The sequence below is a fragment of the Cupriavidus campinensis genome, from assembly GCF_905397395.1.
Lineage (GTDB): Bacteria > Pseudomonadota > Gammaproteobacteria > Burkholderiales > Burkholderiaceae > Cupriavidus > Cupriavidus campinensis.
Genome location: NZ_CAJPVH010000015.1, coordinates 24618 through 49649, shown reverse-complemented (window position 1 = coordinate 49649; position 25032 = coordinate 24618). Strand labels below are relative to the sequence as shown.

Below are 25032 nucleotides of genomic sequence, written 5' to 3'. Positions count from 1 at the left end.
GACGTTGCGGCGCCGGCCGGCTGCCCCACCTCAGAACGGGAGCTTTGCATCCGGCTTCTCGGCCAGGATCACGCGCTTGAACTCGGCCTGGATGCGCGCCAGCGCGGCATCGTTATCGGCTTCGAAACGCATGACGACCACCGGCGTGGTGTTGGACGGACGCGCCAGGCCGAAGCCATCGGGGTACTCCACACGCACGCCGTCGATCGTGATGACTTCGCGCGCACCGTCGAACTTCGCGTTGGCGCGGATCTTGTCGAGCAGCGTGAACGCCTCCCCTTCGGCACACTTCAGTTGCAATTCAGGCGTGCAGTTGGAGTTCGGCAGCGCGTTCAGCACGGCGCTCGGGTCGGCGTGGCGCGACAGGATCTCCAGCAGGCGCGCGCCCGTGTAGAGGCCATCGTCAAAGCCGTACCAGCGGTCCTTGAAGAACACGTGGCCGCTCATCTCCCCGGCGATCGGTGCGCCGGTTTCCTTGAGCTTGGCCTTGACCAGCGAATGGCCGGTTTTCCACATCAGCGGCTCGCCGCCGTGGTCGCGGATCCACGGCGCCAGCTTGCCGGTGCACTTGACGTCGTAGATGACCTGCGCGCCCGGGTTGCGCGAGAGGATTTCCTCGGCGAACAGCATCAGCTGGCGGTCCGGGAAGATGACCTCGCCGTCCTTGGTGACCACGCCCAGGCGGTCGCCGTCGCCATCGAAGGCCAGGCCCAGCTCGCAGTCGGTGTCGCGCAGGCACTGCATCAGGTCCTGCAGGTTCTCGACGTGGGCCGGGTCCGGATGGTGGTTCGGGAAATGGCCGTCGACATCGCAAAACAGCTCGACGACCTCGCAGCCAAGCCCCCGGAACAGGTCGCCGACGAAGGCGCCAGCCACGCCGTTACCGGCGTCCAGGGCGATTTTCATCGGACGGGCCAACTTGACGTCGCCGACGATACGGTCGAGGTACTGTTGTCGGATATCGACTAGCTTGTATCCGCCACTGCCCTGCGTGAACTTGCCGGCCTCGATGCGCTGGTGCAGCGCCTGGATCTGGTCGCCGTAGATGGCCTTGCCACCGAGCACCATCTTGAAACCGTTGTAGTCAGGCGGATTGTGGCTGCCGGTGACCATGATGCCAGACCCGGCACGGCGGCCGTCCAGCTCGATATTGGTGCCGAAGTAGACCATCGGGGTGGCGACCATGCCGAGGTCGATCACATCGACACCGGCCGCGCGCAGCCCTTCCACGAGTCCGCCGAGCAGATCCGGGCCCGACAGGCGCCCGTCACGGCCCACGACGACGGTTTTCTCGCCAAGTTCGACCGCGGCAGAGCCAAAGGCCAGGCCGATCTGGCGGGCGACCTCGGGGGTCAGCGTCTTGCCGACGATGCCGCGGATGTCATACGCCTTGAAGATTGAGGGGTCAAGTTTCATGTGGCTTCCCGTGTACGAGTTCATGGTGCGATACCGCCCGGAGAGTGGCTTGGGCGGGGCGCGGGCAGGGCGCCAAAAAGGTGTATTTTGCCGGATTGTGCAAACCGCGCCAGTTTATAATCACCGGGCACCCTGCAAACCGTCTGCAAACCGGCATTTCTCGCGCGATTCCGTGCCGCCTATCCAACTTTCTTCCGCGTTCGTGCAGAACTTGCCTTCCTCCCGGCCTCGCGTCGCCTTTGTCATCACGAATTCCGAGATCGGCGGCGCCCAATCGCACGTCGCCGACCTCGTGCGCGCACTGCGAGGCCGCATCGACGCCACGGTGCTGGCGGGCGGCGACGGACCGCTCTTCGCCACTGCGCAGACCGCCGGGGCAGCGACAGTGCGGCTGGCCCTGCTCGACAACGCCATGTCGCCGCTGCGTGCACTGAAGACCCTGCGCGAACTGATGGCGGCGCTGCGCCACGCCGCGCCCGACCTGATTCACGTGCACAGCGCCAAGGCCGGCGCGCTCGGCAGACTGGCCGGATGGCTGCTGGGCATCCCGGTCGTCTACACGGTACACGGTTTCGGCTTCAAGCCAGCCGCGCCCCTGGCGCGACGGCTGGCCTCGCGCGTTGCCGAATGGTGCCTGGCGCCGCTGACGGCGCGCCTGATCTGCGTGGCGGAGGCGGAACGGCAACTGGCCCGCAGCCTGCCAATCCCCGCGTCACGCATCAGCGTGATCCACAACGGGATTCCCGACGACACCGCGCGGGCACAGCCGGCGGCGCCGCTCACGCGGATCGTCATGGTGGCGCGCCTGGCCGCGCCAAAGCGACCGGACACGGTCATCCGGGCCTTCGGGCAGGCGAACCTGAGCGATTGCGAACTCGTAATCGCCGGCGAAGGGCCGATGCGCGGGGCCATGCAGGCGTTGGCCAACGCCGTCGCACCCGGCCGGGTACGCCTCCCGGGCAACGTGGCAGACATACCCGCCTTGCTCGCATCAGCGCAGGTATTCGTACTGGCCTCCGATCACGAAGGCTTGCCGCTCTCTGTACTGGAAGCGATGCGGGCCGGCCTACCGGTGGTGGCGTCCGACCTGCCCGGCATCCGTGAGCAGTTTGGAGACATGCCAGACGCGTTGCTGATGGCTGAGGGCGATGACGCCACGCTGGCCCGGCATCTGTCGATGCTGGCAGGCGACAGCGCGCGCCGGGCCGCCCTCGGCCAGCTGTCTCGCGCCCGATGGGAGCAGGCGTTCGGGATCGGCCCCATGGCGGATGCCACGTGGGCGGTCTATCGACAGGCACTGGGACGGCGGGTGAGCGAGCCCATGCCCACGGAGCGTGCCTGACATGAGCACCAACAAGGAAACCGCCCGTCTCGCCGGCGCGTCACGCGCCACAACAGCCAGCCGCGCCTCCGAGACCATCCGCCGGGCCAGCCGCATGCTGTCATGGGCCGCGTTCGGGCTCGCGCTGTTCGGGCTCAACACGATCGCGGCGGAGACCCTGCACCACGCGGGCATCGTCACCTACGTCTTCACGCGTACGCTGCTCTGGGGCATCGTGCCCTACCTGTGCACGTTCCTGCTGCTGCACCGCTCGCTGCACCTGCCGCCGATCGAGGGCAACAGTCTGGTCGGCATCTCGGCCACGCTGCCGTTTGCGCTGCTGCTGTTCGTCTTTGCCGGCTGGCATATCGAGTATTCGCGCGGCGCGCTGCTGCTCGGCTACCTCACCACGCTGGTCTGGAGCGGCATCGGCTACCGGCGCTTCGTGCAGAACTATGTGCCGGTGATCGGCTACACGGACCCCCGCGCGCTGGAGCAACTCGAGGCGATCCTCGCCATGCCGGGCGCCGCCCCGCCGGCACCGATCCGCTTCGATTTCATCCGTTCGATCGAGGATGCCGTGTTTTGCGACGGCCTGATGCTTGACCGCTCGGGCACCGCCGACCCCGAGCGCACGCGCACGCTGGCGCGACTGAAGATGAGCCACGTTCGCCTGTATTCGGTGGAGCGGATTGGCGAAATGCTCACCGGCCGCGTGGGGCTCGACCATATCGACGAGAACTTCCTGGACGACTACGCGCGGCACTATCTCTATGGCTTCGTGAAGCGTCTGATCGACATCGCAGCCGCGCTGTGCCTCATGCCGCTCGCCCTGCCGCTGTCGGCGCTGACCGCGCTGGCCATCCGCCTCGAACAGCCGGGGCCCGTGCTGTTCCGGCAGGCCCGCGCCGGGCGCTTCGGCGAAGCGTTCACGATGCTCAAGTTTCGCAGCATGAGCGTCCAGCCCGACGCCACCGCGCGCTTCGCGGCGCGCCAGGATGCCCGCGTCACACGCGTGGGCCGCGTGATCCGCAAGTACCGGCTGGACGAGCTGCCGCAACTGTGGAACGTGCTGACGGGCGATATGAGCCTGATCGGCCCGCGCCCCGAGCAGGTGCCGATGGTCGACACCTTCGCCGAGACGATTGCCTACTATCCGTACCGGCACCTTGTGCGCCCGGGGCTGTCCGGCTGGGCGCAAGTGCAGCAGGGCTATGTCGGCACGCACGAGGAAACCGTCACCAAGCTGAGCTACGACCTGTACTACGTCAAGCATTGCTCGTTCGCGCTCGATTTGTTGATCGTAGTCAAGACGCTGCGCACGCTGCTGACCGGCTACGGGGCTCGGTGATGGCGCCAGCCACCATGCGGATTTTGCTGATCACTACGGGCCTCAAGGTAGGCGGCGCCGAGCATCAGGTCGTCGCGCTGGCGCGCGCCTTTCTGGCGCTCGGGCACGCGGTGGCGATCCTGAGTCTGTCGCCGGGCCGGGAGATCGACACGCCTGCCGGCGCCGAGGTCTTCGAGCTGAACATGCGGAAGACACCCGGCGGCATGGTCGCCGCGCTGGGGCAGGCGCGCGCGCTGGTCAAAGCATGGCGGCCCGATGTCATGCATGCCCACATGGTCCACGCCAACCTGTTCGCCCGGCTGCTAACGCGGCTGGTCGATAGTCCGCCGCTGGTCTGCACCGCGCACAGTTTCCGCGAAGGCGGCACGATGCGGATGCTGGCCTACCGGCTGACCGACCGGTGGACAGCGCTGACCACCCACGTCAGCCAGGACGGCCGCGCCGGCATGATCGCCGCCGGCGGTGTGCCGGACGACCGCATCGTCGTCATGCCCAACGGGATCGACGTCGAACGATTCCGGCCCGATCCGGCGCTGCGCGATGCCACCCGCGCCAGACTGGGTCTCGCGCCGGATACGCGGATGATCCTCAATGTCGGCCGGCTGGCGCCGGAGAAGGCCCAGGATCTGCTGATCCGTGCGTTTGGCCAACTCTCACCCGCCGCGCCAGCGCGCCTGATGATCGCGGGCGGCGGCGCGCTCACCGAGGCGCTGGCCCGGCAGATCGCAACGCAGAGGCTCACATCGTCAGTCACCCTCCTCGGCCCGCGTGACGACATCCCTGCCCTGCTCAACGCGGCCGACTTGTTCGTCCTGTCATCGAATATCGAAGGACTGCCCATGGTGCTGGTGGAGGCGCTGGCTTGCGGATGCCCGGTGGTGTCGACTGACGCACCCGGCGTGGCCGAAGTCCTGCGCGACCAGGGCGTGATCGTGCCGCGCGGCGACGCGGCGGCGCTTGCCGGCGCGATGGCCGAAGCCCTGCGCGCGGGTCGCGGCACCCCGGCGCAGGCGGCGGCGCGGCGGGAGCGCGTACTGTCCGCGTTTTCGATCGACAGCATCGCCCGACGCTGGCTGGCTCACTACACCAGCCTGACGCACGGCGCGCGCGTCATTCCGGCGGAGACCGCGTGATGCATCGGCGCATCGCGGGCAATGTGCTGTGGATGCTGGCCGAGCGCGGCCTGCAGGTAGGCATCGGGATCGGCGTGGTGGCCATGCTGGCGCGCGCGCTCGGGCCAGCCGGGTTCGCGCATTTCCAGTACGCCCAGTCAGTGGTGCTGATTGCCGCTTCGCTGGCGCTGGTGTGCGGTGCGGAGGTGGTGGTGCCACGGCTCGTGGCGGCGGCGCCCGAGGCCCAGGCCCGCATCATCGACCATGCGTTTGTGCTGCGTCTTGCGGGCGGTGTGGCGGGGTACTTGCTGATGTGCGCGTATCTGGCGCTGACATCCCCCACGCAGGAAGTCTGGCAGGCGGCGCTGTGGCTCGGCGTGGCCATCCTGCTGCGCGAGCCCTTCGGCGTGGTCAATGCCTGGATGCAGGCCCATACCAACAATCGGCCCGGCGCCTTGGCGAGCCTCGCCGCGCTGTCCGTCAAGGCCACGCTGGTCGGCGGGCTGTTCGCCGCGGGCGTGACCACGGTGTCGGGCTACGCCACGGCGTTCGCGCTCGAGGCCGTGCTTCTGGCCGCACTGCTCGCGGCCTATTACCTGACCCGGGCGCCCCGACAGCCCTTGACCTGGCAGGCGAGCCAGGCGCGCGAGTTGTTTTCGGCGGGCGCCTTGTTCTGGGTCAGCTTCATCCTGATGATGGGCGCGCGCCGGGTCGACCAACTCGTGCTCCAGCCAGCGGTGCCGGCGGCGGACTTCGGCGCCTATGCGGCGTGCATGCAACTGCTCGACAATTTCTCGATGCTCGCGACCATCCTCGTGGCGGGCATCGCCCCCAGCTACGTCTATGCGCGCAGGGCATTTGCCGATGCCCACGCGAACATCGGCCGGATTGCTGCGGCGCTGGGCGCGCTCGGGCTGGTCGGCGGGCTGGCGATTGCCGCCTGCGCGCCGTGGATCGTCCGCCTCCTCTACGGCAGCGCCTTCGAGGCCACCGTGACGCTGCTACGGGTGGCCGCCGTGGCATCTGCGCTCGTCTTCGCGGACGTCGCCCTGACCCTGCTGGCGGTCTACCTGCGCCGCCCGCGCTGGGTGGCGATGAAGTGGGCGCTGGTGCTGGCGACGACGCTCGCCTTCGATCTGGCGGTCATCCCCCGGTTCGGCAACTGGGGCGCGATTGCGGGCTATGTCCTGGGCAACGGTGTCGCGGTGATCGTCGGCATGGCCCTGTGGTGGCGCAACCGCCCCGTTCGCGACATGGCAGCGGCGTGAGCGGCACCGCCCTGCCCTCCGTCTGTTTCCTGACTGGCACGCTGAACGCGTTTGCGGGTGCCGAGCGCATGACGGCGGTCATCGCCAATGCGTTGGCGGCGCGCGGGTATCGGGTGTTCATCCTGAGCCTGTGGGATCGTGCCAGCGTGTTCCCCTTGCACGAAAATGTGCAGCATCACGCACTGTTCGAGCATCGACCGTCGTTCAAGCGGGCATATCTATCTACTGTCCTCGGCATTCGGCGCTTCGTGCGGGCGCACGGCATCGATGTGCTGGTCGAGGTCGACACGATGCTGACCCTGTTCACGATGCCGGCAACATGGGGCCAACGGGTCCGGCGGATTGCGTGGGAACACTGCCACTTCGATGAGGATCTGGGAAAGCCGGCGCGCAAGGTTGCACGCTCGCTGGCGGCACGGACACATACGCACATCGTGGTGCTGACGGAGGGGGATGCGCGTCGCTGGCAAGACGCGCTGCGTCCACGGGCGAAGATCGTCCATCTCCCGAATCCACTCCCCTTTCCGATCCCCGCCACGCCGGCGCCCCGTGACACGAAGACCGTGCTGGCGGTGGGCCGACTGACGCCCGCCAAGGGCTTTGACGTGCTGATCGAAGCCTGGGCGGCGGTCGCACAGACCGCACCCGACTGGAATCTGGTGATCATTGGGGAAGGCGAGGAACGCGGCAGGTTGGAAGCCCTGCGCGCCCGCCTGGGACTTGAGACACGCATTGCCCTGCCCGGCGTGCTGGCCGACGTCACGGGCGCCTACGCGCACGGTGCCGTCTTCTGCCTGAGTTCGCGCTACGAAGGTTTTGGGCTGGTGTTGATCGAGGCCATGGCCTTCGGCCTGCCCATCGTCTCCACCGAATGCGAACGGGGCCCGTGGGAGTTGCTTGGCCCCGACGACGCACTATTGGTGCCGGTGGAAGACGCGCCCGCGCTTGCCCGGGCACTCCGCCGTGTGATCGAGGCGCCCGCCCTGGCGAATGAACTCGCCAGTCGGGGCAGGGAGAACGCCCGGCGCTTCGACATCGCGCAGATCACAGATAGCTGGGTCGCGTTGCTTGGCTGACTCACCCTCTGGACCGAATGGGCTGAGCGAAGTAGAATCGTTCAAGTTCAAACAAACAAGCAGTTCACTGCACTTTTCGGTCGTTTTCTCGTGAAACATGACGGGAGCGGCATATCGCCAAATCCGCTCGCGCCGGGAACAAGCATTGTGTTCATTCCATGACAAGCCGCCAAGCCAAGATACAAGAAGACACGTATTTTCGGATCATGCGCATCTTGCAGGAGAATCCGGACCTGACCCAGCGCGAGTTGGCGAAGGAACTCGGCGTCAGTGTCGGCGGCCTGAATTATTGCCTGAAGGCCCTGATGGAGAAAGGCTGGGTCAAGGTGCAGAACTTCAGCCAGTCCAAGAACAAGTTCGGCTACGTCTACATCCTTACGCCGCGTGGCATTGCCGAAAAGGCGGCCCTGACCAGCCGGTTCCTCAAACGGAAAATGGAGGAATACGAACTCCTGAAAGCCGAGATCGAGGCCCTGCGGGAAGAGGTTGGCAGTGAGGTCGCAAAGGGACAGCAGGCAGAACAGACTGAACAGTCAGAATAGTCGGAGACCAGCAACATGGCCGAAGCAATGCAGCATTCCGTACACGAGGGCGTACCGCACGCCGCCAGGACGCTGATCTGGGAGGTGTTTTTCAGGTCCAGGGGGCGCGGCATCGACCTTCCGGCGCACTCCCCGTGGATCGATGACAGCACGGGCGTGACGACCATCCTGATCGGCGCGGACCAGCCGGGCGATGAGCCGAAGGCGGCCGCCGGACTGGTCATCAAGGAAGCCCCCATGGCTGACGGCAGGAAGGTTGGCCTGGTGGGCCTGGTCTGCGTCGACGAAGCGTTCCGTGGCAAGGGGCTGGGCCACCAGTTGGTTGCCGCCGCGACAGAAGTCGGCCGGAACCAGGCCTTCGATACGCTGGTGCTGTGGACCAACAAGCCCAACGTCTACGCCAAGCATGGCTTCGCCGTGGATAGCGCTGACCGGTATGGTCCGGTGTGGACGCCCGCGCATGAGGGCATGGACCGGCCCTTCTGCCACGATCTGGCCGGGCTGAAGACCGAGGACATTTCCGCCCGGGGCATTCCGGCTTTCGCAAAAAGCGTGCTGGTATTCAGCGGCGACAGCGCCGCGATTACCGTACTGCCTACGGTGCAGGGATACACGCTGGCGGACTGGCGAGGCGACTGGGATGGCGTGTTCCGCCTGATCGAGCAGGTTTTGCCGGCCGCCTGGAGCCTGAACGCACTGGCAGATTCCGCCATCCTGGCCGAACTGCACAGCCGGGCATACAAGTCGGATCTCTCGCCGGGCTCCTACCGGATGGTCCATGAACTCTCGGGCCGGGATCATTCCCGCCTGCCGTATATCCCTTTGCTCAACCGCATCTGAGGAAAACATAAGCATGATTCCGATCGTCAAAGTCGCAATGCCACCGAAATCGGCCCTGATGCCCGCGCTGGAAACCGTGCTGTACAGCGGCATGATCGCGGAAGGGGAATCGGTCTATCAGTTCGAAGCCGAGTTCAACCGACGGTTTGGCCTGAAGCGGTCGCTCGCCATGAGCAGCGGGACCGGCGCGTTGCATTCCGCGCTCACGCTGGCAGGCGTTGGCCCGGGCGACGAGGTGATTTCCACCCCAATGACGGCGGAGCCTACCAATACGACGATCCTGTACACCGGCGCCAAAGTGGTATGGGCCGATGTCGATCCGGCTTCCGGCAATATGTGCCCCGACTCGGTCCGCCAATGCGTGACGGACAAGACCAAGGCCATCGTTTGCGTCCACTATGCGGGTTATCCGGTGCGCCTTGCCGAACTACGGCAAATCGCCAACGAGCGCGGCATCGCCCTGATCGAAGACTGCGCCCATGCACTGGGCGCGACCTATCAGGACCAGCCGATCGGGACGATCGGTGATTACGGCATTTACTCCTTCCAGGCAATCAAGCATATGACGACCGTCGATGGCGGTCTGCTGACATTCCGGGATGAGGCGCAACTGGAAGCGGCAAAGAAGTTCCGCTGGTTCGGCATGCTCAAGGGCGTTCCGCGCACCGAGATCGATATCACCAGCGTTGGCTACAAGTACAACATGAACAACGTCAACGCGACGATCGGTCTGGTGCAGTTGCAGAACATTACCCCCGTGCTCAACCGGCACACCGAGAACGGCAAATACTTCGATGCGCAATTCGAATCGATCAGCGGCGTGGATTTTGCGCGCTGCGACGCTTCGGCCGAGCCGAGCTATTGGCTCTACACCCTGCTGAGCGACGACAGTGCGAATCTGGAAAAGGCTCTCAATGGTGCAGGCATCTCGGCATCGAAACTTCATCGGCCCAATAACCTGCACAGCATCTTCGCCGCATCCCGGCGAGATTTGCCCGGACTCGACACGTTCTACAAGCGCCTGCTTCATATTCCCTGCGGCTGGTGGGTGAGCGACGAAGACCGCGCGCGCATCGTCGACGTCATCCGCAAGGGCTAAGGAGACATCAAATGAAGAAAATCCCATTGTTCGGGGTGGTACACACCCCCGAAATGGAAGCGGTGGCGCTGGAGGTCCTGCGCTCCGGCCGCATCGCCAGCGGCGATTATGTTGGCAAGTTCGAGAAGGGCCTTGGGGAGATCGTCGGCAATCCACATGTCGTGTCCACCCACGACATGACGAACGCAGTATTCCTCGCCTTGTATCTGGCCGGCGTTCGCGCCGGGGACGAAGTCTTGACGACGGCGTTCTCCTGCATGGCGACGAATTCCGCGATCGCGCAACTCGGCGCCACGCCGGTGTGGGTCGACGTAGGCCCCCGCTCCGTGGAAATGGATGTCGATGACGCCGCCCGAAAGATTACCGCGCGGACCAAGGCAGTCATCATGTATCACGTGGCGGGTTATCCGGGACCGGCCAGGAAAATGGCCGATCTGTGCAAGACGCGCAGCATTGCATTTATCGAAGACTGCGACAACGCGCTATGTGCCACACAGGATGGCGCGCATGTGGGCCAGTACAGCGATTTCTCGATCTATTCGTTCTATCCGAATCGCCAGATTAACTGCACCGAAGGCGGCGCGCTAGTCTGCAAATCCGCGGACATGGCCACGAAAGCCCGTCAACTGCGTCGGTTCGGCATTGATGGTGCGGGGTTCCGTACGCCGCAGGGTGAGATCAATCCGCTTGCGGATATTCCCGAGATTGGTTGGGCATACACCATGAACAACCTCTGCGCGGCCCTGGGTGCGACGCAGCTGGCGCAGGTCACGGAAAAGGTCGAGAAGGCCCGTGCCAACGTGCGCCGACTCAGCGCTCGCCTGGCCGACATCGACGGTATTCAGCCCATTCCTGCCGCCGATGGCGCCCTGCCGGCCTACTGGGTCATGCTGTGCCTGGCCGAAAACCGCGACGCGCTGCTCCAGTATCTGAAGGATCAGGACGTCTCCGCGTCCATTCTGCATCATCGCAATGACACCTACAGCGGGTTCCATGCGGCGCGGATGGAACCCGGCAGCGAAACGACCTATTTGCAGGATCACATTATTGCCCTGCCCTGCGGATGGTGGCTCAGTGATGCCGATGTCGATGCCATCGGCAATGCCTGCGAGCGCGCGACAGCGGACGCCGCAACGTCTTCGCGAGCTGGCAAGGTCTGATGAAATTGCTCCGCGCCGCAGTGCTCGACATGGTCATGCTGTATGCCGGCAAGGTGTCGGCAGTCCTCGTCGGGTTTATCTTCCTGCCGCTTTATCGACATCTGCTCGGGGCCGAGCAGTTTGGCATTGTTGCCGTCATCCTCTCGCTCCAGGGCCTGCTGATCATGCTCGACCTGGGGATGTCAACGCTGGTTGGCCGCGATATTGCCGTGGCGAATTCCGGACCCAGCGAATTGGTATCGCTGGTCCGTACGGCAGAGATGAGCCTGACGAGCTTTTATCTCCTGCTGCTGCCGGCCGCCATCTGTCTGAAGGCAGCGGGTGCTTTCGGCAGTATCGACTGGAGTACGATCCTCGGAACCATCGCGCTGTTCTGGGTACTCGTGCTCCAGAATATGTACTACGGCGCCATGCTGGCCCGTCGCGAATATGCGGCGGCCAGTACGATCCAGGTGGTGGGGGTGGCCGCCCGCGCAGGCGCCACGGCCTATGTGCTGGCTGCCGTGTCCAGCACAATGACGGCGTTCATCGTCACCCAACTGGTTTTCGCGGCTACGCAGGCGCTCGTCACGCGTCACCGGTGCTTTGCCTTTTGGGGGGGAAGCACATCCGGCGCCACGCTGCTGAAGCACCCGACGATCCGCGACGCATGGGCACTCATCATGAAAGGGCGTTCCCTGGTGCTGTTCTCGGCGGCCGGAGCGGCTGTCACCCAGTTGGACAAGCCGCTGGTGTCCGGCCTGATTTCCGCCAACAGCGTGTCGCCGTATTTTCTGGCGACGACCCTGTGCATGGTTCCGCTCTCGCTGCTGGCTGGCCCGATCAGCCAGTATTTCCAGCCGCGCGTGCTGAACCAGGATTTTTCGGGCAAGGATTTCCCGAAATCGACCATCCAAAGATTTGTACTCGGCACAATCATGATCACCGCGGTGCCGTCTTTGGTTCTCTGGCTGGCACGCGAACCGCTGATCGGTCTTTGGGTGGGTCACGGACAGGACAGTGGCACGGTCGCCCATTATGTAAAAATACTTCTGCCGGGCTTTGTGGTGGGGGCGTTCGGCTATATTCCTTACACGCTGCTGCTTTATGCCAAGGATTTTCGTTTCCAGGCAGTTGCATCGATTGCCATGAGCGTGGTGACGCTGGTACTTACCGCAGTGGCTGCGTATAAGCAGAGTGTCGAGAGCGTGTGCTACATATACGCCACTTATCACACCACATCCACGCTCATCAGTTGGGTGCGCGCCATGACGCTGGAAAAGGTTCGCGCCGCGGCAAGATATTCGGCAGTACTGGCATTGCAGCTCTTCGTTCCGCTAATTGGCATTGCGATTCTGGCTCAGTTTTTGATTCAAAGTTACTAAGAGATTCTCACAATGTTCGATAACAAGGTCTTGATGATCACCGGCGGTACCGGGTCGTTCGGCAACACGGTCCTCAACCGCTTCCTCCATTCCTCCGTCAAGGAGATCATCGTCTTCAGCCGCGACGAGAAGAAGCAGGAGGACATGCGAATCGCCATTAACAATCGCAAGGTCAAGTTTCACATCGGCGACGTCCGGAACTATGAAAGCGTCGCCCGCGCGATGGAGGGCGTCGACTATGTCTTTCACGCCGCCGCGCTGAAACAGGTGCCCTCCTGCGAGTTTTACCCCATGGAGGCGACACTGACCAACGTGATCGGCACGGAAAACGTGTTGAACGCGGCGATTGCCAACAAGGTGAAGCGCGTGGTCGTGCTCAGCACGGACAAGGCGGTGTATCCGATCAACGCCATGGGGATTTCGAAAGCCATGGCAGAAAAGATCATGGTCGCGAAGTCGCGCACGGTTCGCGAAGGCGGTACGGTGCTCTGCGCCACGCGCTATGGCAACGTCATGGCGTCCCGCGGCTCCGTCATCCCCCTCTTCATCGACAAAATCAAGGCCGGCAAGCCGCTGACCGTGACCGACCCCAAGATGACCCGATTCCTGATGTCGCTGGAAGACTCGGTCGACCTCGTGCTGCATGCCTTCCAGCATGGCACGCAGGGGGATATTTTCGTGCAGAAGGCTCCCGCCTCCACGATCGAAGAGTTGGGCCAGGCGCTCAAGGAACTGTTCAGCAGCAACGTGCCGGTGGAAATCATCGGCACCCGGCATGGCGAGAAGCTTTACGAGACGCTGGTATCCCGGGAAGAAATGGCCAAGGCGGAGGATATGGGACGCTATTTCCGGATCCTCGCCGACAATCGCGACCTGAACTACGACAAGTTCATTCTCGAAGGTCAGCCCGACGCCAACGACGTTGACGATTACACCTCGCACAATACCGAGCGCCTTAACGTAGAACGCATCAAGCAATTGCTTCTTACGCTTCCTTACGTCCAGGAAGAGGTGAAGATCTAATGCGCCCGTTGGTATCAGTCATTATCCCCACCCATGGTCGCCCCGAATGCGCGGTGTCGACGATTCGCGCCGTCCTGGCGGCGTCCGGGGAACTGGAAGTTGTCGTTAGCGACACAAGCAGCGAAGACCGCATCACGCCGGCATTCGCCGGGCAAGACATTGCCCGGCTCAAGCTTCTGCGACCCGGTGAACCGCTCAGTGTCGTCGACAACTTCAATTTCGCGCTGAGCCATGCCAGCGGGGAATACCTCGCTTTCATTGGGGATGATGATCTGGTATCGCCGCAAATCGCGGAGATTGCCCACTGGGGCATCGCCAATCAGGTCGATGCATTCAGCTTTACGTTTCCCATGCTGTATTACTGGCCGACATTTTCCAGTACCACGCGATGGAAGGCGGAAGGCAGCACGCTGGTGGTAAGCGATTTCGACGGACGCATCACGCCGTTCGACGCCAAGTCTGAACTGTCCGCGGCCTTGCGCAACATGGGCTCGGGCGTGCTCGGTATGCCGCGCGCCTACGCAGGCATGATTTCCCGCTCGCTGGTCGATCGCATTATTGCGACGCACGGCGCATTGTTCGGCGGTGTCAGCCCGGATATCTACAGTGCCGCGCTAATCTCCCTCGAAAGCAAAAAGAGCTATCACGTCAATTTCCCCATCGTTGTGCCGGGCGCATGCGCCGGCAGTACCTCGGGCAAAAGCGCTCGTGGCCGTCATGTCGGTGGGCTGCGCGACAACGCCCATATTGGCGCGTTCAAGAACCTCGTCTGGGACGAACGGGTGCCCGAGTATTACAGCGTTCCCACGGTCTGGGGATATTCGCTGCTGAAGGGCATCGAGGACAAGCCGCAATGGCTGCGTAAGGCCGATTTTTCGATGTTGTATCTGCGTTGCCTGATCAGCGATCCGCAATACAAGGACATGGTGCTGCAATGCCTTAAGCAACATGCCCGCACGTCCGGCTATATTGCGACCGGGATCGAGTTCTTCGGCGCGACGGTGCGCGAGGCAACCCGAATTGGTCGCATGCTTGTCAAACGGCAACTGAATCGCTTCAAGCCGGATAATACTGTGGTGCTGCATGACGTAGCTGATACCGAACAGGCTTTCGAGGTCGCTTCGCAGTACATCCAGAAACTGGGCAAGAAACTGGAACTGACGAAGAGCGGTTCATGACGCGTCATGTGCAACGTCATCATACATTCGCTGCCCAATCGGTGAAGGCCGGACGACTCCATCCATGTTTCTGACCGAAATCGTCCTGCTGGCCACGGCATTGGGACTGTCCTCGGGTTTCGGCTTGCGCGCGCTAAAGGTGCAGCAACCATCGCCATACGTAGTGGGTGGCGTGACTGCGGCCGGCTTCATCGTCCTGATGATGTGCTTCCGCAGCCTGAGCTTTGGCGTGGATACGGCCGCATATGCCGAGATATTCGCTGATTTCTGCAAGGGCGGACTAATCACCGACCGCGAGTCCAGTTTCCAGATCGCGACGGAAGTGCTCAATTTCACGATGCTTGGCAGTTGCGACACGGAGTTGCTGCCTGCTGTGTGGATATTCCTGATCGTGCTGCCGGCGCTGTTTTTCCGGACCCCCTGGCGCGTCCGCCTCTGCTATATATCGGCACTCCTGCTGTCACTGATCGGCATTGAACTGTCCACCAACGCCTTGCGGCAAGGATTGTCCACGGGGCTGATGGTACTTGCCGTATCGTTGACACCGGTCAGCGCGCTACTCACGTTGCTGTTTGGCGCCTTCGCCATGGTCTTCCATCCCAGCGCCGGCCTCGTGCTGATTGGATACCTGCTGGCACGACAGAACTGGAGAATCTTTCTCGCCCTGATGGCCAGCCTGCTCCTGCTCACTGTCCATTTCCTGAGCAGTTCGGTCGAGCTGCCATTCGTGTCCCGATTCCTGTACGAAATCAACAAGTATCTCGCGCATCAGGACAGTGAGTTGTGGATTCGCATTCTTTCGCTTGCCTGCGTGGTAGCCGCGTTGTTGGCACCGCTGCTGTGCCGGCGGACTGGCGTAACCGTACGTACGATCGCGTCTGACCGGCGCTATGCCATTGCGCTTCGCATGGCTATCGTCTGCACACCGTTTCTTGCGCTGCCCTATTTTGGGTATCGCTTCATTTATGGCATGTATCCGGTCATTCTGTTCCTTACGCTCAGCCCTTCCCTCGAGCCCTATGTCGATGCCGGGAAGAAGTTCCTTTCCCTCTGCGCAATGAATGTCGTGATTCTGCTCGCCTGGGCAGCTGGCTCGACCTATATGCGCGAACTCCCCTTTATCGGCTGATCATGCAACTGAATACACCCTCGCGACCGAGCGGTCTGTCGGTCGTGATTCCCACGTTGAATCGCATTGAAATGGTCTTGCGCGCGTGCCAGTCGGTACGCTCGACCCAGCTCGACCGGGTGGAGATTATTGTTATCGATGACGGATCCAGCGAAGATCTTCGCCAGCAGCTCCCCACGCGCAATGACTGGGGCATTCCGATCCGTTGTTATCGGTTTATGCGCAACCGGGGTCCGCAAGCTGCGCGAAATCTCGGTATCCGACGAGCGCGATTCAGCCATATCGCTTTCCTGGATTCTGACGACGCCTTCACCCCCGAGAAAATCGATCTGATCCTGGAACAACTCGATAATGGCCCCGTAGACCTGCTTTTTCATGGTGTCCAGGGGATGCCCAAGTATGGTAAGCTGGCCCGCCTCTGGACGCGCTCCCTGAGCCGCTGGCTACCATTTGGCTGGTGGATTGCGCTTCTGAATCCCGTCGTGACACCAACGCTGGTGATACGGCGTGAGCGACGCCTCGGCCTGGTGCGCCTGCGGCACTGCGAAGACTGGTGCTTCCTGCTTCGGTACGTTCAACCCGATACGCGAATCTGCTTTCTCCAGCAGGAACTCTCCATCGTCTATCGGCCCGTTGGGACCAGCGGTGGCCTGTCCAGTGCAATATGGAAGATGCGCAAAGGCGAGTTCGCGGCCCGTCAGGTCCTCCTGAAATCTCCCTGGCCTTCCGGCCTCCCGCGCTACTGCCTTGGCTGCATGGCGGGGCTTCTTCGAATAACGAGTGACGTCCTGCGCGGACGATATTTTCGCTAAGTCGGGATTATGGCAACTGTTTATCTGATCGGTGTACGGGGCATTCCGAACCGCTATGGCGGCTTCGAAAGACTGGTAGAAGTCCTCGCTCCGCACCTGGCAAACCAGGGTCACGAAGTGACCGTGTATTGCAATAACGATCCCACTGTTAACGAGACAGGCGCAGAGGAAGACCGCTGGATGGGTGTCCGGCGTCGTTTTGTTTCCGTTCGCAGCAGCGGTCCCCTTGGCACCATCGAATATGACTGGAGATCCTTCAAGGACGTGCCGCCGGGCGCGGTCGCCTTGATTTTCGGTTACGGAACCGGGATTTTTCAGCGTTATCTGAGGCAGCATCGCGTTCCGCATGCGGTCAACATGGATGGCATCGAATGGCGGCGCGAGAAGTGGGGGCGCATCGCCCGCATCTGGCTGCGCTGGAACGAACGTGCCGCTGCCCGTCAGGCAGATATCCTGATTGCCGACCATCCCGAAATCCAACGCTATCTGCAGGAAGCGCTTGGCAAGGATTCCACCATGATTGCCTATGGTGTGGATGACGACGCCCTGGAGCCCGGCGACCGAAGCAAATTCTCGCACCCGCTGCTGAGCCAGTATCCGGACCAAGGCTTTTCCCTTGTCGTGGCACGACCGGAGCCGGAAAACCAGATTCACGTCACGCTCGAGGCATTCGAGCGAAGCGGGAAAAAGCGTCCGATGGTCGTGCTCGGCAATTTCGAGATCAACGAATACGGTCGTCAGCTACGCGCCAAACACCCCGACGTTCATTTCGCTGGTGGCGTGTATAACGCACCAGTCCTGAATGAACTGCGACGCCGCAGTTCCCTCTATATTCACGGCCATTCGGTCGGGGGTACCAATCCTTCCCTAATCGAAGCCATGGCCGCAGGGGCATTGCTGGTGGCCCACGACAACCCGTTCAATCGGTGGGTAATGGGTGGCGACGTATCGGGGCTGTTTTTCAAGGGCGCCGACGACCTCGCCGTCCACCTCGATAATCCGCCGGATCCGGAAGTCCGTGCGTCAATGATTGCCGCCGCCAAGCAGCGTTGCGTGGATCAGTTCCTCTGGCGTCGCATTCTCGACCAATACGACGACGTTGTGGCCCGTTTGCTGCAGGCACGCCATTGAAACCGACCGCCAGGCCGATCTGATATGACCAGCAACCACTCCCCCAGGATCGCGGTTGTGATACCGGCGTACAGGGTACGCAACCAGATCATGAGCGTCATCGAGAACATCGGTGACCTGGTGACGCACATCTACGTCATTGACGACTGCTGCCCGGACAACTCCGGTGCATTTGTCACCAGCGAGTGTCAAGACCCCCGCGTACAGGTGATCCGTCTGCCGAAAAATGTCGGAGTGGGCGGCGCCGTCATGGCCGGGTATCAGGCGGCTATTCAGGACGGCGTAGATGTCATGGTCAAGGTCGACGGCGACGGGCAGATGGACCCGCGGTATATCGCCAACTTCGTCGAGCCTATTCTGGCGGGAGAAGCGGATTACACGAAGGGCAACCGCTTCTTCAACCTCGACAGCCTGGAGCAGATGCCGAAAGCCCGCCTGATCGGGAATGCTGCGCTATCGTTCATGAGCAAGCTGTCGTCGGGCTACTGGGATTTGTTTGATCCCACTAACGGCTATACGGCGATTCACAGCGAAGTGGCTCGCCATCTGCCAATGAAGAAGATCAGCCATCGTTATTTCTTCGAGTCGGACATGCTCTTCCGACTGAATACCCTGCGCGCGGTGGTGCTCGATATACCCATGGACGCGAAGTATGGCGACGAAGTCAGCAATCTGAAGATCGGCAAGGTGGTCGGCGAATTCCTCGTGAAGCACGCGAGAAACTTCGTGAAGCGAGTCTTTTACAACTACTATCTGCGCGATCTTTCGATTGCCTCCCTGGAACTCCCTCTCGGGGTGGCGATGCTTGCGTTCGGTTTCATTTTCGGCGGAATCGAATGGATGCGATCGTTCCAGGCCCACGCGCCCGCTTCCGCCGGCACCGTCATGCTTGCCGGCCTGCCCGTGATTGTCGGCCTGCAGTTTGTTTTGGCGTTTCTGGCCTATGACATCGCGTCCGTTCCTCGGCGGCCACTCCACCGACGTCGAATCGGACGCAGCGCGACTGAAAGTTCAACCGGAGGGGAACAATGATTCTCACCTACGCAGTGGCACTCGTCTGCACGCTTGGCATGACGTTGGGGCAGATACTGTTCAAGATGAGCGCGAGTGCTTCCCAGGAAACCGGCAGCCTTTTCTCGTTCAAGCCCCTTGCCGTGTTGTTCGCAGCGATGTGCCTTTATGGCGTGACTTCCATTGTCTGGGTGTGGGTGCTCCAGCGCATTTCTCTGGGCAAGGTCTATCCCTTCATGGCCCTGGCTTTCGTGTTCGTGCCGCTCGGCACATATTTTCTCTTCGGCGAGCGATTTCAGCCACAATACCTGTTTGGCGTCGTCTTCATCTTGATCGGCGTAATACTGACGACCAGCGCATGACGCCCTTTTCGATGCACTCCAATCCAAATTACCGCGCCGACATGAGCAAGAAGTACACGGCATTGTCGATCGCCATTACCGCGCTCCTGATCGTGACGATCTGGACGGCGTTCGCGCCTGGGTTCATGTCCAACGACTCCGTCAGCCAGTATCGCAGCGCCCTGGCGCAAAGCTACGCGGACAACCACCCTGCCATCATGTCCTACGTGTGGCATCTGAGCCTGTCCCTGATACATGGGCCGGAGAGTCTGCTGGTGCTGCATCTGGTGTTGCTCGTACTCGGCATCTTCGTCTGGCAAATGGACATGCCCAGCCCCCGCTGGAAAGTCCTCGTTCCCGCCATCTTCTTTTTGCCGTGGATACTAAATTTCGCCGGCGTGCTGTGGAAAGATGTCGGCATGGCATTTTCTCTGCTTGTGGCCACGGGCTTGTTGTTCAACCAGCGTCGTAGTATCCGGCTGGCGCTGCTGAGCCTGCCTTTTCTGTTTTACGCGTTTGCGGTCAGGCACAACGCCATTCTTGCCACAGCTCCGCTTATCTTTGTTGCCTCGCTGGGCTATCTCCACAAGCGAAAGGTCATTTATGCAGCCCTCATCGCCATTGTGGCGTCGGTTGCGTTCTGGCTTATCGGTTCGCTGGTCAGCTATGGCTTGCTGAAAGCCGAGCGACGGCATCTGGAGACATTTCTGATGGGCGACGACATCGCAATGATCTCCGCCCAGACGGGACAGAATCTGCTGCCGTGGGTCAAACATGACGACCTGATGGCCTGCACCAAGCCTCGCATTCTGTATGAGCGAGCCTTGTGCTTTATCAGCCGAGGCTACGACCCGGGCGGGAGTCTGGTAACGGAAGTGCCGGTTGAAACCACGCACAAGCTGTGGAAGGAAACGGTACTCGCGCATCCCATTCTCTCGGCGAAAATCCGATGGGATGCCTTCCTGTACTTCCTTCGCTCCCCTCAGCTCGCGCCGGCTTACGTGTGGCAGCCACAAATCATGCAAAACGACCTGGGTATCGCGCTGGCACGACCGGATAGCGCCCAACGTCTGGAAACGTATGTCACCCTGAGCCAGAACAGTGTACTGAGCGAATTCTTCAAGCCATACCTGTGGCTGACCCTTGCGGTAATCATGCTGGTACTGTGTGCTCGCATGCGGCCCTCCATTGAGAGAACACAGGTATTCGCCTTGAATCTTTCTGCGCTGGGCTGTTATGCCAGTTTGCTGGCGGCCGTACCGTCCGTCGATTTTCGCTACGCGTACTGGTGCATCATCGCCACCAATCTATCGTTTATCGTTTTCCTGGCTGCAGCCTGGCGCGGCCGCAGGTCGTTGGTGCACGCCTAGCCCGCTTCCGTGACTGCCAATGAATCCCGCGATCTTTCATGACTGTTGAGGCAATGTCTTCCCAAACTAGCGACAACGCGTGCCTGGCGTGTGGCCATGCAACCGAAGCCGGGCTCTCGTCCTGGCATCGGATCTGCCCCGAATGCCGCTACGAATCCGGCGGCCTTCAGCCGATGATCAATGACGAGGCCGCGCACCATTCCATCGATGAACAGGATCGCGAGGCGGGATTGCGGGAAATCCGGCTGGAAAACTTCAAGGATATTCTCACGCTGATCGAGGCGAATTCCGCGTCTGCATCCCGCCGCGTGCTTGATGTTGGCTGCGCCCACGGGTGGTTTCTCGAAGCGGCCGCCGCGGCCCGCTATTCGGTTCTCGGCGTCGAGCCCGATGCGAAAGTGTTTGAGGCGACGGCGGCCAGAGGGCTGCCCGTCCGCAAGGGATATTTTCCAGAAGCGCTACAGCCTGACGAACAGTTCGACGTGATCGTATTCAACGACGTGTTCGAACACATTCCCGATGTCCATTCGATCGCGGCTGTCTGCCACCAGCGCCTGGCGCCAGGTGGCCTGCTTGTCCTGAATCTCCCGAACAGCAGAGGCTTCTTTTATCGGCTATCGAAGGTGTTTGCCCGCGCAGGATGGACGGGACCCTTTGAGCGGCTGTGGCAGAAGGGATTCCCGTCGCCGCATGTCCACTTCTTCAACGCGACGAATCTGACCGGGGTCGTTTCGCGCCATGGATTCAGGCTAGAAAAAAGCACTGAGCTCCCCTCGGTGAGAGCGAAGGGAATGCTGGCGCGGATGCGGTTCGATAATACGGCGAGCCCGGTGAGCGTATGGATTCAATACTTGGGAACCATGGCGCTGCTCCCACTCACCCGACTCTTTCCCAGCGACGTTTTGGTGTGTCTCTACCGGCGCGACTGATGTCGCGCCGTGAATGGCCTCACGCCTGAATCAGGCGGTGACGTGCGTCAATCGCGACGCCCAGCAGCAGGCTGATCACCAGACCGGCCGCCAGGCCGGCGAGACCAAACAGAATCTTGCTTGGGAAGACGGATCGCCGGCTGGTTTCAACCGTCCCAAGCAAATGCGTATTGTAAGTACGCTCCTTGCTCATCAGCTCCCCGAGCGAGTTCTGGCGAAGGCGTAGCGTTCGCAGTCCCTTCTCATTTTCGCTGACCATCTCGCTAAGCAGTACATTCTCCGAGAATTTCGACGCAATCCCGGCCTGACCACGGCTTTGCACGAGCTCGTTCAGCATTTCCCGGCGCTTATCTTCCCTGGCGATACCTTGCTGGACCTCTGCCAGATCCGCATTCAATCGGCTCAGCGAGGGGCGCATAAGATCGGCGTGGATGCGCATCATCTCTGCGCTAATGCCTTCGGCGGCGCGTTTCGCCTCTTCCGGCGAATAGCCCCGCACGCTGAACTGGATGAGATCGGTACCAACAACCGTCGTGGACTTCAAGGAGCGACGAATCAGTGCAGCGGCGGCAGGCTCTTCAAGCCCGACCGAAAAACCCAGCGCTCTCAAGACTTCATCAGTGAACTGAGGAATCCTGAGCCGCTCGAGCGCGCGCAAGGTCGGCTCGATCTGCGTGACGAGCGGCGCATTTTGCCCCTCGTTCGACACCTGGCCAATCTGCAGGACGCCCTTTGCCTCCCACTGCCGGGAAACCAGGAACGTCGCGCCAACACCGATGATCAGTCCCACCATACTCAGGACCAGGATCTTGGCGGCATGCCGCTTGAGGAAGTGGATGACATCCTCGAACGTGATAACAATGCCCTCCTCCTCGCTTTTCGGTGCAGGCACAGATTTCATTTCCATAAGCTATCTCTTAATAATCATCCATCGCGGCGACTGGAATCGGACGATCCGCCAGTACAGCCATACATACAGAATAATGAACAGACCGATGAAAATCAGCAGGACGATCCGGTTATTCCAGAACAACGTGGCCGGCAGCACCGCCATCAGGCTCAGAAGCCAAAGATAGGGCGAAGTCATCGAATTCCTGCGCAGCATGCTCCGTTCGTCCTTGCTACCCACGGCCCACCGCATCAGGCGCTGATAGATCAGCGTATGAAGGTGGACGCCGTCCGGATATCCCGCCGGCACGCCTTTCAGCACGCGGCGACGATAGATCGAGAACAAGGTCTCGAAGATCGGATAGATCAGCATCAAGACGGGGTACCAGGCCGACACCTGCGGGTTGCGCATGACCAGCAATATCCCGCACTCAGCGAGCACAAAACCGATGAGATAGGCGCCGCCATCGCCGAGGAAGATATGCCCAGCCGGGAAATTCCAGATAAAGAATCCGAGAATCGCCCCCACCATCGCGAAGGCCACCGTGATGATAAGCGGATCGCTCACCTGGAATGACACGTAGGCCAGCGACACAAACATGAGCATCGCCACCATTGAGGCGAGACCGTTGAATCCGTCGATGATGTTAATGGCATTGGCAACGCCAGCCACCGCGAATACCGTGATCAGGCCCGACAGCAGCGGCAGCGCGAGAGCCATATCGAGATAATGGACATCGATGCGCACGATGCGTGCATCGAGTAGATAGGCCGCGAGGATCGCCGAAATCATAGTCGCAATGAGTCGCTCGCGGGGGCTCACGCGCTTGGTCAGATCCTCGATAAAGCCAGCGGCGAATGCCGGCGTGGCACTGCAAAGCAACAGGAGGTACGGGAAGCCGAGCGCCTTCGAGTCGCGAAGAAAGAACAGCGCGATACTCACCCCAACCAGCGCGAGCGCGATGCCCAGTCCGCCCACCCGCGGAACCGGACGAGCATGAAATTTCTGGACCCCGTTCAGATCCCAGTCCGCCGTGATGTGGGCATGCACGCTCGAATAGCGTATCACCAACAGCGTAAAGAGAAACGAGAGAACAAAAGCAATCGAAAGTGTCAGCATATAGGAAGCGTTATATCACCACTGTTGGCTATTGCAATTGATTACTGCCGAGCCAATTGTCATCGTTCTACTGGCGAAACTATCATTCCGCCCTGGCTCTTGCAGCAATCACAGCGATGCATTACTCGAACAGATCAGCCTCCACCAGGCGCTTGCCTTCGGCGTCCTTCGCGGCAAGAATAGGATTGCGGTCGATTGGCCACTCAATGCCGACATCCGGATCGTTCCAGATCAGGCTTCGTTCATGTTCCGGATGCCAATAGTCCGTGACTTTGTATAGGAACTCCGCTTCGTCAGACGTCACGACGAAGCCATGCGCAAATCCCGCCGGAACCCAAAGCTGGCGCTTATTTTCCGCCGACAGGGTCACGCCGACCCATTTCCCGAAATTTTGCGAGCTTCGACGCATGTCCACGGCGACATCGAACACCTCACCCGATACCACACGAATCAGCTTTCCCTGAGCATGCTGGATCTGGTAGTGCAATCCACGCAGCACATTGCGCGCCGAGCGGGAGTGGTTGTCCTGAACAAACATTCCCTGGTACCCCGTCGCCACTTCGAATGCCTTCTGATTGAACGATTCGAAGAAGAAACCACGACTGTCGCCAAACACCCTGGGTTCGAGAATGAGCACTTCGGGCAGGCTGGTCGGAATCACGTTGAGGCTCACTTGATCGCCTCCGCAACAATCTGGCGCAAGTATTGCCCATAACCATTCTTGGACAGCGGCCTGGCCAGCGCTTCCACTTGCTCGGCACTGATCCATTTGCTGCGATACGCAATCTCTTCAGGGCAGGCCACCATCAAACCCTGGCGCTTCTGCAGCGTGGCGATGAAACTCGCCGCCTCCAGCAGCGAATCATGCGTGCCAGTATCGAGCCAGGCATAGCCCCGCCCCATGATTTCCACATTGAGCTCGCCCCTCGCCAAATAGTGCTTGTTCACGTCCGTGATTTCCAGTTCACCACGCGCTGACGGCTTGATATCCGCGGCAATGTCGCAAACCTGGTTATCGTAAAAATAGAGTCCGGTCACGGCGTAGTTCGAACGCGCCATCTTGGGCTTTTCCTCGAGCGACACGGCGCGGAAATCGTCGTCGAATTCGATGACGCCATACCGCTCTGGATCATGCACGTGGTAAGCAAAAACCGTAGCGCCACGCTCCTGCGTTGCCGCGCTCTGCAACTGCCGAGCGAGATCGTGGCCAAAGAAAATATTGTCGCCAAGTATCAGGGCTGACGGATCATGGCCGACAAAGTCGCGGCCAATAATGAACGCCTGTGCGAGCCCATCCGGTGATGGCTGCACCGCATAGGACAAGTTGATGCCCCAACTGCTGCCGTCACCGAGCATCTCTGCGAATCGCGGCGTATCTTCCGGCGTGGAGATGACGAGGATGTCACGAATCCCTGCCAGCATGAGCGTGGACAGCGGATAGTAGATCATCGGCTTGTCGTAAACAGGCAGGAGCTGCTTCGACACCGAACGAGTAATCGGATAAAGCCGGGTACCGGAGCCGCCGGCCAGGATGATGCCTTTATGCATGTG

24 protein-coding genes are annotated in these 25032 nt (G+C 61.3%); 19 read left to right on the top strand and 5 right to left on the bottom strand.

Annotated elements, in window-relative coordinates:
• Positions 1 to 30 precede the first annotated feature (30 nt).
• Positions 31 to 1416, bottom strand: a complete 1386-nt coding sequence (locus KHO18_RS11440) for a phosphomannomutase/phosphoglucomutase (protein ID WP_211943219.1) — start codon at positions 1414 to 1416, stop codon at positions 31 to 33.
• Positions 1417 to 1618: 202 nt separating this feature from the next.
• Here KHO18_RS11440 and KHO18_RS11435 point away from each other — a divergent pair, with 202 nt between their 5' ends.
• The 19 genes from KHO18_RS11435 (at position 1619) to KHO18_RS11345 (ending at position 21473) form a co-directional block, all read left to right on the top strand.
• Complete coding sequence (locus KHO18_RS11435; RefSeq protein ID WP_377732526.1) at positions 1619 to 2758, top strand: glycosyltransferase family 4 protein; 1140 nt, start codon at positions 1619 to 1621, stop codon at positions 2756 to 2758.
• A gap of 1 nt (position 2759) precedes the next feature.
• Positions 2760 to 4088, top strand: a complete 1329-nt coding sequence (locus KHO18_RS11430) for an exopolysaccharide biosynthesis polyprenyl glycosylphosphotransferase (protein ID WP_211943218.1) — start codon at positions 2760 to 2762, stop codon at positions 4086 to 4088.
• 14 nt (positions 4089 to 4102) lie between these two features.
• Complete coding sequence (locus tag KHO18_RS11425) at positions 4103 to 5221, top strand: glycosyltransferase (RefSeq protein WP_211943217.1); 1119 nt, start codon at positions 4103 to 4105, stop codon at positions 5219 to 5221.
• Positions 5221 to 6468 (top strand): lipopolysaccharide biosynthesis protein, encoded by a 1248-nt coding sequence (locus tag KHO18_RS11420; RefSeq protein ID WP_211943216.1) that lies wholly within the window; start codon positions 5221 to 5223, stop codon positions 6466 to 6468. Before KHO18_RS11425 ends, KHO18_RS11420 begins: the two co-directional genes overlap by 1 nt.
• Complete coding sequence (locus KHO18_RS11415; protein ID WP_377732504.1) at positions 6465 to 7544, top strand: glycosyltransferase family 4 protein; 1080 nt, start codon at positions 6465 to 6467, stop codon at positions 7542 to 7544. The genes KHO18_RS11420 and KHO18_RS11415 overlap by 4 nt, the downstream gene beginning before the upstream one ends.
• Positions 7545 to 7702: 158 nt before the next feature.
• Positions 7703 to 8086: a MarR family EPS-associated transcriptional regulator gene (locus KHO18_RS11410; protein ID WP_211943215.1), complete on the top strand. Its 384-nt coding sequence runs from the start codon at positions 7703 to 7705 to the stop codon at positions 8084 to 8086.
• Positions 8087 to 8101: 15 nt separating this feature from the next.
• On the top strand, positions 8102 to 8926 hold the full coding sequence (locus tag KHO18_RS11405; protein ID WP_211943214.1) for a GNAT family N-acetyltransferase: 825 nt from the start codon (positions 8102 to 8104) through the stop codon (positions 8924 to 8926).
• Positions 8927 to 8939: 13 nt separating this feature from the next.
• Positions 8940 to 10025, top strand: a complete 1086-nt coding sequence (locus tag KHO18_RS11400) for a DegT/DnrJ/EryC1/StrS family aminotransferase (RefSeq protein ID WP_211943213.1) — start codon at positions 8940 to 8942, stop codon at positions 10023 to 10025.
• A gap of 11 nt (positions 10026 to 10036) precedes the next feature.
• Complete coding sequence (locus KHO18_RS11395; RefSeq protein ID WP_211943212.1) at positions 10037 to 11185, top strand: DegT/DnrJ/EryC1/StrS family aminotransferase; 1149 nt, start codon at positions 10037 to 10039, stop codon at positions 11183 to 11185.
• On the top strand, positions 11185 to 12549 hold the full coding sequence (locus KHO18_RS11390) for a lipopolysaccharide biosynthesis protein (RefSeq protein ID WP_211943211.1): 1365 nt from the start codon (positions 11185 to 11187) through the stop codon (positions 12547 to 12549). Before KHO18_RS11395 ends, KHO18_RS11390 begins: the two co-directional genes overlap by 1 nt.
• 12 nt (positions 12550 to 12561) lie before the next feature.
• Positions 12562 to 13572 carry a polysaccharide biosynthesis protein gene (locus tag KHO18_RS11385; RefSeq protein WP_211943210.1) on the top strand — a complete coding sequence of 337 codons (1011 nt, stop codon included), beginning with the start codon at positions 12562 to 12564 and terminating at the stop codon, positions 13570 to 13572.
• Positions 13572 to 14750, top strand: a complete 1179-nt coding sequence (locus KHO18_RS11380; RefSeq protein ID WP_211943209.1) for a glycosyltransferase family 2 protein — start codon at positions 13572 to 13574, stop codon at positions 14748 to 14750. The genes KHO18_RS11385 and KHO18_RS11380 overlap by 1 nt, the downstream gene beginning before the upstream one ends.
• A gap of 64 nt (positions 14751 to 14814) precedes the next feature.
• Positions 14815 to 15879 carry an EpsG family protein gene (locus KHO18_RS11375; protein WP_211943208.1) on the top strand — a complete coding sequence of 355 codons (1065 nt, stop codon included), beginning with the start codon at positions 14815 to 14817 and terminating at the stop codon, positions 15877 to 15879.
• A 2-nt stretch (positions 15880 to 15881) separates the two neighbouring features.
• A complete protein-coding gene (locus tag KHO18_RS11370; RefSeq protein WP_211943207.1) occupies positions 15882 to 16691 on the top strand; it encodes a glycosyltransferase family 2 protein in 810 nt (269 codons plus the stop codon).
• A 9-nt stretch (positions 16692 to 16700) separates the two neighbouring features.
• Entirely contained in the window at positions 16701 to 17822 is a 1122-nt protein-coding gene (locus tag KHO18_RS11365; protein WP_211943206.1) for a DUF1972 domain-containing protein, read from the top strand.
• Between the two features lie 24 nt (positions 17823 to 17846).
• Positions 17847 to 18854 carry a glycosyltransferase family 2 protein gene (locus tag KHO18_RS11360; protein WP_211943205.1) on the top strand — a complete coding sequence of 336 codons (1008 nt, stop codon included), beginning with the start codon at positions 17847 to 17849 and terminating at the stop codon, positions 18852 to 18854.
• Positions 18851 to 19195 (top strand): EamA family transporter, encoded by a 345-nt coding sequence (locus KHO18_RS11355; RefSeq protein WP_244844711.1) that lies wholly within the window; start codon positions 18851 to 18853, stop codon positions 19193 to 19195. Before KHO18_RS11360 ends, KHO18_RS11355 begins: the two co-directional genes overlap by 4 nt.
• On the top strand, positions 19192 to 20544 hold the full coding sequence (locus KHO18_RS11350) for a hypothetical protein (protein WP_211943204.1): 1353 nt from the start codon (positions 19192 to 19194) through the stop codon (positions 20542 to 20544). The genes KHO18_RS11355 and KHO18_RS11350 overlap by 4 nt, the downstream gene beginning before the upstream one ends.
• A 38-nt stretch (positions 20545 to 20582) precedes the next feature.
• The gene (locus KHO18_RS11345; protein WP_244844709.1) at positions 20583 to 21473 is read left to right on the top strand and encodes a class I SAM-dependent methyltransferase; all 891 of its coding nucleotides are present in this window, start codon (positions 20583 to 20585) and stop codon (positions 21471 to 21473) included.
• Between the two features lie 19 nt (positions 21474 to 21492).
• On the opposite strand, the gene KHO18_RS11340 is transcribed toward KHO18_RS11345, so the two are convergent.
• The 4 genes from KHO18_RS11340 to rfbA form a co-directional block, all read right to left on the bottom strand.
• Positions 21493 to 22380 carry a GumC domain-containing protein gene (locus KHO18_RS11340; RefSeq protein ID WP_211943203.1) on the bottom strand — a complete coding sequence of 296 codons (888 nt, stop codon included), beginning with the start codon at positions 22378 to 22380 and terminating at the stop codon, positions 21493 to 21495.
• Positions 22381 to 22383: 3 nt separating this feature from the next.
• Positions 22384 to 23481 (bottom strand): MraY family glycosyltransferase, encoded by a 1098-nt coding sequence (locus tag KHO18_RS11335; protein ID WP_211943202.1) that lies wholly within the window; start codon positions 23479 to 23481, stop codon positions 22384 to 22386.
• A 121-nt stretch (positions 23482 to 23602) separates the two neighbouring features.
• Entirely contained in the window at positions 23603 to 24154 is a 552-nt protein-coding gene (rfbC, locus tag KHO18_RS11330; RefSeq protein WP_211943201.1) for a dTDP-4-dehydrorhamnose 3,5-epimerase, read from the bottom strand.
• Entirely contained in the window at positions 24151 to 25029 is an 879-nt protein-coding gene (rfbA, locus tag KHO18_RS11325; protein WP_211943200.1) for a glucose-1-phosphate thymidylyltransferase RfbA, read from the bottom strand. The genes rfbC and rfbA overlap by 4 nt, the downstream gene beginning before the upstream one ends.
• Positions 25030 to 25032: the final 3 nt, after the last annotated feature.

Bases quoted from the DNA above. Each gene is read 5' to 3' on its own strand.
- KHO18_RS11440 (WP_211943219.1), bottom strand. From the start codon at position 1,416: ATGAAACTTGACCCCTCAATCTTCAAGGCGTATGACATCCGCGGCATC.
- KHO18_RS11430 (WP_211943218.1), top strand. From the start codon at position 2,760: ATGAGCACCAACAAGGAAACCGCCCGTCTCGCCGGCGCGTCACGCGCC.
- KHO18_RS11425 (WP_211943217.1), top strand. From the start codon at position 4,103: ATGCGGATTTTGCTGATCACTACGGGCCTCAAGGTAGGCGGCGCCGAG.
- KHO18_RS11420 (WP_211943216.1), top strand. From the start codon at position 5,221: ATGCATCGGCGCATCGCGGGCAATGTGCTGTGGATGCTGGCCGAGCGC.
- KHO18_RS11410 (WP_211943215.1), top strand. From the start codon at position 7,703: ATGACAAGCCGCCAAGCCAAGATACAAGAAGACACGTATTTTCGGATC.
- KHO18_RS11405 (WP_211943214.1), top strand. From the start codon at position 8,102: ATGGCCGAAGCAATGCAGCATTCCGTACACGAGGGCGTACCGCACGCC.
- KHO18_RS11400 (WP_211943213.1), top strand. From the start codon at position 8,940: ATGATTCCGATCGTCAAAGTCGCAATGCCACCGAAATCGGCCCTGATG.
- KHO18_RS11395 (WP_211943212.1), top strand. From the start codon at position 10,037: ATGAAGAAAATCCCATTGTTCGGGGTGGTACACACCCCCGAAATGGAA.
- KHO18_RS11390 (WP_211943211.1), top strand. From the start codon at position 11,185: ATGAAATTGCTCCGCGCCGCAGTGCTCGACATGGTCATGCTGTATGCC.
- KHO18_RS11385 (WP_211943210.1), top strand. From the start codon at position 12,562: ATGTTCGATAACAAGGTCTTGATGATCACCGGCGGTACCGGGTCGTTC.
- KHO18_RS11380 (WP_211943209.1), top strand. From the start codon at position 13,572: ATGCGCCCGTTGGTATCAGTCATTATCCCCACCCATGGTCGCCCCGAA.
- KHO18_RS11375 (WP_211943208.1), top strand. From the start codon at position 14,815: ATGTTTCTGACCGAAATCGTCCTGCTGGCCACGGCATTGGGACTGTCC.
- KHO18_RS11370 (WP_211943207.1), top strand. From the start codon at position 15,882: ATGCAACTGAATACACCCTCGCGACCGAGCGGTCTGTCGGTCGTGATT.
- KHO18_RS11365 (WP_211943206.1), top strand. From the start codon at position 16,701: ATGGCAACTGTTTATCTGATCGGTGTACGGGGCATTCCGAACCGCTAT.
- KHO18_RS11360 (WP_211943205.1), top strand. From the start codon at position 17,847: ATGACCAGCAACCACTCCCCCAGGATCGCGGTTGTGATACCGGCGTAC.
- KHO18_RS11355 (WP_244844711.1), top strand. From the start codon at position 18,851: ATGATTCTCACCTACGCAGTGGCACTCGTCTGCACGCTTGGCATGACG.
- KHO18_RS11350 (WP_211943204.1), top strand. From the start codon at position 19,192: ATGACGCCCTTTTCGATGCACTCCAATCCAAATTACCGCGCCGACATG.
- KHO18_RS11345 (WP_244844709.1), top strand. From the start codon at position 20,583: ATGACTGTTGAGGCAATGTCTTCCCAAACTAGCGACAACGCGTGCCTG.
- KHO18_RS11340 (WP_211943203.1), bottom strand. From the start codon at position 22,380: ATGGAAATGAAATCTGTGCCTGCACCGAAAAGCGAGGAGGAGGGCATT.
- KHO18_RS11335 (WP_211943202.1), bottom strand. From the start codon at position 23,481: ATGCTGACACTTTCGATTGCTTTTGTTCTCTCGTTTCTCTTTACGCTG.
- rfbA (WP_211943200.1), bottom strand. From the start codon at position 25,029: ATGCATAAAGGCATCATCCTGGCCGGCGGCTCCGGTACCCGGCTTTAT.